The following is a 6,991-nucleotide window of genomic DNA, read 5'->3' on the forward strand; positions in this document are numbered from 1 at the left end:
GAACTTCATCGGCCGCACCAACGACGACATCGCCCGGGCCCGCACCGACTGGATGACCACCAACCGCTTCGGCGACGTCCACGGCTACGCCGGCGACCGGCTGCCCGCCCCCGAACTCCCTGCCGTCCCCCTCAAGCCCCGCGGCCGCGTCCGCTGACGCGGGCAAGGCCGGCGGTGCGCCACGCAGCGACAGTGCTGGTCGCAGCCATCGACGAGTGGCTGCGACCAGCACGGTCGCAACAGGCCCCAGCCGGGGAGCCCGTCCGTCACGAAGCCGTCGGCTGTGGGCTCATCGCACGCTCGTACAGCTTCTCCTGCGCCCGCTTGAGCAGTTCGGCGGCCTTCTTCCGCGACGCCTCCTCCGCCTTGTCGAGCGCGCCCGGGTAGTCCGCGGACATCCCCGAGCCCGCGCTGTAGTCGACATCGACCGTCAGGCGCAGATTCCCGTCGCAGAAACCCGACTTGAAGCTCAGTTGGTCGACCGGCCCGGGGATGGTCTCGGTGAGCGGGTGCCGGACCGACGACCGGTAGCCCTGCTGGCCGAGCCCCCCGCCGTCGGTCATCTCGAACTTCCGCGTCTCGGTCGGCTTGGGCCCGCCGATCGGAGACTTCGCGATGTCCGCCTCGACCTCCAGCCAGTGGCAGCCGCGGGCCGTCTCGAAGACCACCGCATCGATGGTCACCCGCCAGTCCTCCGTCGCCGGACCGGCGACGTAGCTGCAGCTGAGCGTCTTGGACGGGTCGTCCGCGATCCCCTCGCTCGTCACCGGTATGGAACTCCTCAGCTGCCCGGGCAGGCCGGGGTCGCCCACCGTCGCGCAGAGGTCGTCGACCGTGCGGTACCAGCCGACCTGTTTCGCCTTGCTGTCACTGCTGTTGCTGTTGCTGTTGCTGTTGTTGCTGCCACCGCCGCCGCCGCAGGCGGTGAGGACCACGAGGCCGGCGGCCACGAGGGCGGCCGCGCCGGTACGGGAGGTTCGATTTCGACTCGTCACGGCGCCAGGCTAGGGCCCGCACTCCGTCGGCAGCCGTCGACGGCCGGAGTCTTGCTTGATCTTTAAGTTCTGGGCTCGAACGGCCTGCCGAGCGTGGTCACTCCTACCGGTGACTGCTGTACAGCGGAGCGCGACGCGCCCAGCGAGACCTCTGGACTTACTAGGACGTCCAACTATATGGTCGACGACAGGTCCGCGGTGTCAGGGAAGCCGGTGTGAGTCCGGCACGGTCCCGCCACTGTGACCGGGGAGTCCGTCCTTGCAGGAGACGGCCACTGGCAGCCAGCCGGGAAGGCCTGAGGGCGTGCGGTGATCCGGGAGTCAGGATACCGGCCGCGGGTGATCCGTGTTTTCCACGAGGATGGAGACGACACGCATGACTCCGGGCTGCTCCCGTTCCGCTGCTCCTGGCTGTCCTGTGCCGACGACCGCCGGGGCCCACCTTTCCTGACGGTTCGTCATGCCACCGTGACGCCGCGGGCCGCACCAACCGCGCGCCCGCCCGTCGGCGGCGGCCTCCATTCCTCCTCTCCCCATCCACGATGAGAGAAGGAACCGATGGTCCGTGAACTGACCCACTTCGTCGCCGGCAAGCGCACCGCCGGGACGTCCGGCCGCTTCGGCGACGTGTACGACCCCAACACCGGCCGGGTGCAGGCCCGGGTGCCGCTGGCCGACCGGGCGGAGGTCGAGGCGGTGATCGCCGATGCCGCGCAGGCCCAGCCCGAGTGGGCCGCCTGGAACCCGCAGCGGCGGGCTCGGGTGCTGCTGCGCTTCCTGCAACTGGTCGAGCAGGAGAAGGAGGAGCTCGCCCGGCTGCTCTCCGCCGAGCACGGCAAGACCGTGGCCGACGCCCACGGCGACCTCCAACGCGGCCTGGAAGTCGTGGAGTTCGCCGCCGGGATCCCGCATCTGCTGAAGGGCGAGTTCACCGACAACGCCGGCACCGGCATCGACGTGTACTCGATGCGCCAGCCGCTCGGCGTCGTCGCGGGCATCACGCCGTTCAACTTCCCCGCGATGATCCCGCTCTGGAAGGCCGCGCCCGCACTGGCCTGCGGCAACGCCTTCGTCCTCAAGCCCTCCGAGCGCGATCCCTCGGTGCCGCTGCGCCTGGCCGAGCTCTTCCTGGAGGCGGGACTGCCGCCGGGCGTCCTCAACGTCGTCAACGGGGACAAGGAAGCCGTCGACACGCTGCTGGAGGACCCGCGGGTGGAGGCGCTCGGTTTCGTCGGCTCGACCCCGATCGCCCAGTACGTCTATGCGACCGCGGCCGCGCACGGCAAGCGCGCGCAGTGCTTCGGCGGCGCGAAGAACCACATGATCGTGATGCCGGACGCCGACCTCGACCAGGCCGCCGACGCCCTGATCGGCGCCGGCTACGGCTCGGCCGGCGAGCGCTGCATGGCCATCTCGGTCGCCGTCCCGGTGGGGGAGGAGACCGCGGACGCCCTGGTGGCGAAGCTGGTCGAGCGGATCGCCGCACTGAAGGTCGGCCGCTCGGACGACCCCGCGGCGGACTTCGGGCCGCTGGTGGGCCGCGACGCCCTGGAGCGGGTCCGCGGCTACCTGGACCTCGGGGTCCGGGAGGGCGCCGAACTCGTCGTCGACGGACGGGACTTCCGGCTGGAGGGGCACGAGGACGGCTACTTCCTCGGCGCCTCGCTGTTCGACCGGGTCACCCCGGACATGCGGATCCACCGGGAGGAGATCTTCGGCCCGGTCCTCACGGTCGTCCGCGCCGCCGACTACGAGGAGGCGCTGCGGCTGCCCAGCGAGCACGAGTTCGGCAACGGCGTGGCCATCTACACCCGGGACGGCGACACCGCCCGCGACTTCGCCCGCCGGGTCAACACCGGCATGGTCGGCGTCAACGTGCCCATCCCGGTGCCGATCGCCTACCACACCTTCGGCGGCTGGAAGCGCTCCGCCTTCGGCGACCTCAACCAGCACGGCCCGGACTCGATCCGCTTCTACACCCGCACCCGCACCGTCACCTCGCGCTGGCCTTCCGGGGTCAAAGAGGGCGCGAGCTTCACCATGCCGACGATGGGATGAGCGCCGTGCACGATCTCACCGAGGACCAGCGGGCCATCGCGGAGACGACCCGGGCCTTCGCCGACGAGTACCTGGCGCCGAACGCCGTCGAGTGGGACCAGGCCAAGCACTTCCCCGTGGACGTGCTGCGCAAGGCGGCGGGCGTCGGCCTGGCCGGCGTCTACGTGCGCGAGGACGCCGGCGGCTCCGGACTCTCCCGGCTGGAGGGGGTGGTGGCCTTCGAGGCGCTCGCGACCGGCTGCCCGTCGATCGCCGCCTACCTGTCCATCCACAACATGGTCGGCTGGATGATCGACCGCTACGGCAGCGCCGGGCAGCGCTCGCGCTGGCTGCCCGGCCTCTGCACGGCCGAGCACCTGGGCAGCTACTGCCTGACCGAACCCGGCGCCGGCTCCGACGCGGCGGCGATCGCCACCCGGGCCGTCCGGGACGGCGGCCACTGGGTGCTGGACGGCGTCAAGCAGTTCATCTCCGGGGCGGGTGACTTCCGGATCTACGTGGTGATGGCCCGCACCGGTGGACCGGGGGCCGGCGGGGTCTCCGCCTTCGTCGTCGAGCGCGACGACCCCGGCGTCTCCTTCGGGCCGAACGAGAAGAAGATGGGCTGGAACGCCCAGCCCACCCGGCAGGTGCTGCTGGACGGCGTCCGCCTGCCCGCCGACCGCCTGCTCGGCGCGGAGGGCGAGGGCTTCCGGATCGCCATGAGCGGGCTGAACGGCGGCCGGCTCGGCATCGCCGCCTGCTCGCTCGGCGGCGCGCAGGCCGCGCTGGAACGCGCCACCGGCTACCTCGCGGACCGCGAGGCGTTCGGCGCACGCCTCCTGCACGCCCAGGCCCTGCAGTTCCGGCTGGCCGACATGGCGACGGAGCTGGAGGCGGCCCGGGCGCTGCTGTGGCGGGCGGCCGCCGCCCTGGACCGGGGCGACCCCCGGGCGCCGCAGCTGTGCGCGATGGCCAAGCGCTACGCCACCGACACCGGCTTCGAGGTGGCCAACCAGGCCCTCCAACTGCACGGCGGCTACGGCTACCTGGCCGAGTACGGCATCGAGAAGATCGTCCGCGACCTGCGGGTGCACCAGATCCTGGAAGGGACCAACGAGATCATGCGCGTCATCGTCGCCCGCGGCCTGACCGGAGCCGCGTGATGGCCGGCAACGACCCCGGGGAGGTCGTCCTCCGGCGCGAGGGCCGGGCCGGCTTCGTCGTCCTCAACCGGCCCGCGGCCCTGAACGCCCTCACCCACACCATGGTGCAGCGCATCGCGGAGGCCCTGGACACCTGGGAGCAGGACGACCGGGTCGAGTCCGTCGTCATCACGGGGGCCGGGGACCGCGCCTTCTGCGCCGGCGGCGACATCGTCGCCATCCACCGCGCCGCCACCGGCGGGGACCCGGGCGCGGTCGAGGAGTTCTGGCGCGACGAGTACCGCCTCAACGCCCGGATCGCCCGCTACTCCAAGCCGTACGTGGCCGTCATGAACGGCATCGTGATGGGCGGCGGTGTCGGCGTCTCGGCCCACGGCAGCGTCCGGATCGTCACGGAGACCACGCGCATCGCCATGCCGGAGGCGGGGATCGGCTTCGTGCCCGATGTCGGCGGCACGTACCTGCTCGCCCTGGCGCCGGGCGAGCTGGGCACCCACCTCGCCCTCACCGCCGGATCGGCCGGTGCCGCGGACGCGCTGCTGTGCGGGCTCGCCGACCACTTCCTGCCCTCCGAACGAGTGCCGGCGCTGCTCGACGACCTCGCCCGGCTGCCCGTGCACGACGCCCTCGAACGGCACGTCGGACCCGCTCCGGCCGGTGCGCTGGCCGGGCAGCGGGCGTGGATCGACAGCTGCTACGCGGCCGGCACCGTGGAGGAGATCCTCGACCGGCTGCGGGACAGCGGGGAGCCCGAGGCGAAGAAGGCCGCCGACCGGATCACCGCCAACTCCCCGACCGCGGTGAAGGCCACGCTGACGGCCCTGCGCCGGGCCCGCGCGCTCGGCCCGTTGGAGGCCGTGCTCGACCAGGAGTACCGCACCTCGTGTGCGGCGCTCTCCACCCCGGACCTCGCCGAGGGGATCCGGGCGCAGGTGATCGACAAGGACCGCTCGCCGCGGTGGAGCCCGGCCACCCTGGGCGCCGTCGAGCCCGCCGCCGTGGCCCGGTACTTCGCCCCGCGCGGCGAGCGCGAGCTCGGCCTCGCCGCCACCACCACATCCCTGGAGCGCTGGTGACCCACAGCATCGGATTCATCGGACTGGGCAACATGGGCGGCCCGATGGCCGCCAATCTCGTCAAGGCCGGCCACCGGGTGACCGGCTTCGACCTCGCGGCGGACGCCCGTGAACGGGCGGCGGGGCACGGGATCGCCGTCGCCGCGTCCGCGGAGCAGGCGGCGGCCGGGGCCGAGGTGGTCGTCACCATGCTGCCCACCGGGCGGCATGTGCTCGACGCCTACGCGGGCCTGACCGCCGCCGCGCGCGGGGCGCTGTTCGTGGACTGCTCCACCATCGCCGTCGGGGATGCCCGGATCGCCGCCGACCTGGCCCGCACGGCCGGGCACCGGGTCGTCGACGCGCCCGTCTCCGGCGGTGTGCCCGGCGCCGAGGCCGCGAGCCTGACCTTCATGGTCGGCGCGGACGACGCCGACTTCACGGCGGCCGAACCGGTGCTGGCCGCGATGGGCCGCCGGGTCGTGCACTGCGGGGCGTCCGGCGCCGGGCAGGCGGCGAAGATCTGCAACAACATGATCCTCGGCGTCTCGATGATCGCGGTCAGCGAGGCCTTCGTCCTCGGGGAGAGCCTCGGGCTCAGCCACCAGGCGCTGTTCGAGGTGGCCTCCACCGCGTCCGGCCAGTGCTGGGCACTGACCAGCAACTGCCCCGTCCCCGGGCCCGTCCCGGCCAGCCCCGCCAACCGCGCGTACGCGGGCGGCTTCGCCGCGGCCCTGATGGCCAAGGACCTCGGACTCGCGGCCGACGCGGCTGCGGCCTCCGCCGTCCCGGCCGAACTGGGCGCCAGGGCAGCCGAGTTGTACGCCGCGTTCGCCGAAGGGGCGGGCGCCGGGCTGGACTTCTCCGCCATCGTCACCACCCTCCGGAAGGGCACCGCATGACCTACGCGACGATCCGCGCCGAGCGCAAGGGCCGGGTGGGGCTGATCACGCTCGACCGGCCGAAGGCGCTCAACGCGCTCAACACCGAGCTGATGAACGAAGTCGTGGCGGCGGCCGCGGAGTTCGACCGGGACCCGGAGATCGGCTGCCTGGTGGTCACCGGCTCGGAGAAGGCGTTCGCGGCCGGTGCGGACATCAAGGAGATGCAGTCCCTGGAGTTCGTCGACGCCTACCTCGGCGACTGGTTCGCGGCCTGGGACCGCTTCGCCGCCCTGCGCAAGCCGGTCGTGGCGGCGGTGGCGGGCTACGCGCTGGGCGGGGGCTGCGAGCTGGCGATGATGTGCGACATCCTGCTGGCGGCCGACACCGCGAAGTTCGGGCAGCCGGAGATCAAGCTCGGTGTGATCCCGGGCATCGGCGGCTCGCAGCGGCTCACCCGGGCCGTGGGCAAGGCCAAGGCCATGGAGCTGTGCCTGACCGGCCGGATGATGGGCGCCGAGGAGGCCGAGCGGGCCGCCCTGGTGTCCCGCATCGTCCCTGCGGACCAGTTGTTGGCGGAGGCCCTCGCCACCGCCGAGACCGTCGCCGCGATGTCCGCCCCGGCGGCGGTCATGCTCAAGGAGAGCGTCAACCGCTCCTACGAGACCACCCTCGCGGAGGGCGTCCGTTTCGAGCGCCGGCTTTTCCACGCCACCTTCGCCACGGCGGACCAGAAGGAGGGCATGACCGCCTTCGCCGAGAAGCGCCCGCCGCAGTTCGGCAACCGCTGACGGCCCGCGCGGTGGGGGGGGGGGGCCCCCCGGCCCGGGCCCCCGGGCCCCCCCCCCCCCCCCCCG

6 protein-coding genes, 1 pseudogene and 1 riboswitch are annotated in these 6,991 nt (G+C 72.9%); of the genes and pseudogenes, 6 read left to right on the forward strand and 1 reads right to left on the reverse strand.

The features are described 5' to 3' along the window. Positions 1-157, forward strand: a pseudogene (locus tag ABZ885_RS32485) (pirin family protein); the annotation flags it as partial. A gap of 109 nt (positions 158-266) precedes the next feature. Here ABZ885_RS32485 and ABZ885_RS32490 read toward each other — a convergent pair. Beyond that, positions 267-995: a hypothetical protein gene (locus ABZ885_RS32490; protein ID WP_360196637.1), complete on the reverse strand. Its 729-nt coding sequence runs from the start codon at positions 993-995 to the stop codon at positions 267-269. A gap of 161 nt (positions 996-1,156) precedes the next feature. Beyond that, positions 1,157-1,348, forward strand: a riboswitch (cobalamin riboswitch). A 205-nt stretch (positions 1,349-1,553) separates the two neighbouring features. On the opposite strand from ABZ885_RS32490, the gene ABZ885_RS32495 reads away from it, so the two are divergent. The 5 genes from ABZ885_RS32495 to ABZ885_RS32515 are packed head-to-tail and all read left to right on the forward strand — an operon-like array spanning position 1,554 to position 6,925. Further along, positions 1,554-3,053, forward strand: coding sequence for a CoA-acylating methylmalonate-semialdehyde dehydrogenase (locus tag ABZ885_RS32495; protein WP_360196639.1), 1,500 nt, complete (start codon positions 1,554-1,556; stop codon positions 3,051-3,053). Further along, positions 3,050-4,198 carry an acyl-CoA dehydrogenase family protein gene (locus ABZ885_RS32500; protein WP_360196642.1) on the forward strand — a complete coding sequence of 383 codons (1,149 nt, stop codon included), beginning with the start codon at positions 3,050-3,052 and terminating at the stop codon, positions 4,196-4,198. Before ABZ885_RS32495 ends, ABZ885_RS32500 begins: the two co-directional genes overlap by 4 nt. Further along, the gene (locus ABZ885_RS32505; protein WP_360196645.1) at positions 4,198-5,274 is read left to right on the forward strand and encodes an enoyl-CoA hydratase/isomerase family protein; all 1,077 of its coding nucleotides are present in this window, start codon (positions 4,198-4,200) and stop codon (positions 5,272-5,274) included. Before ABZ885_RS32500 ends, ABZ885_RS32505 begins: the two co-directional genes overlap by 1 nt. After that, on the forward strand, positions 5,271-6,155 hold the full coding sequence (gene mmsB, locus ABZ885_RS32510) for a 3-hydroxyisobutyrate dehydrogenase (protein WP_360196648.1): 885 nt from the start codon (positions 5,271-5,273) through the stop codon (positions 6,153-6,155). Before ABZ885_RS32505 ends, mmsB begins: the two co-directional genes overlap by 4 nt. Next, entirely contained in the window at positions 6,152-6,925 is a 774-nt protein-coding gene (locus tag ABZ885_RS32515) for an enoyl-CoA hydratase (protein ID WP_360196651.1), read from the forward strand. The genes mmsB and ABZ885_RS32515 overlap by 4 nt, the downstream gene beginning before the upstream one ends. Positions 6,926-6,991 lie beyond the last annotated feature (66 nt).

Origin of the sequence: Kitasatospora sp. NPDC047058, from assembly GCF_040643935.1 — a bacterium.
Lineage (GTDB): Bacteria > Actinomycetota > Actinomycetes > Streptomycetales > Streptomycetaceae > Kitasatospora.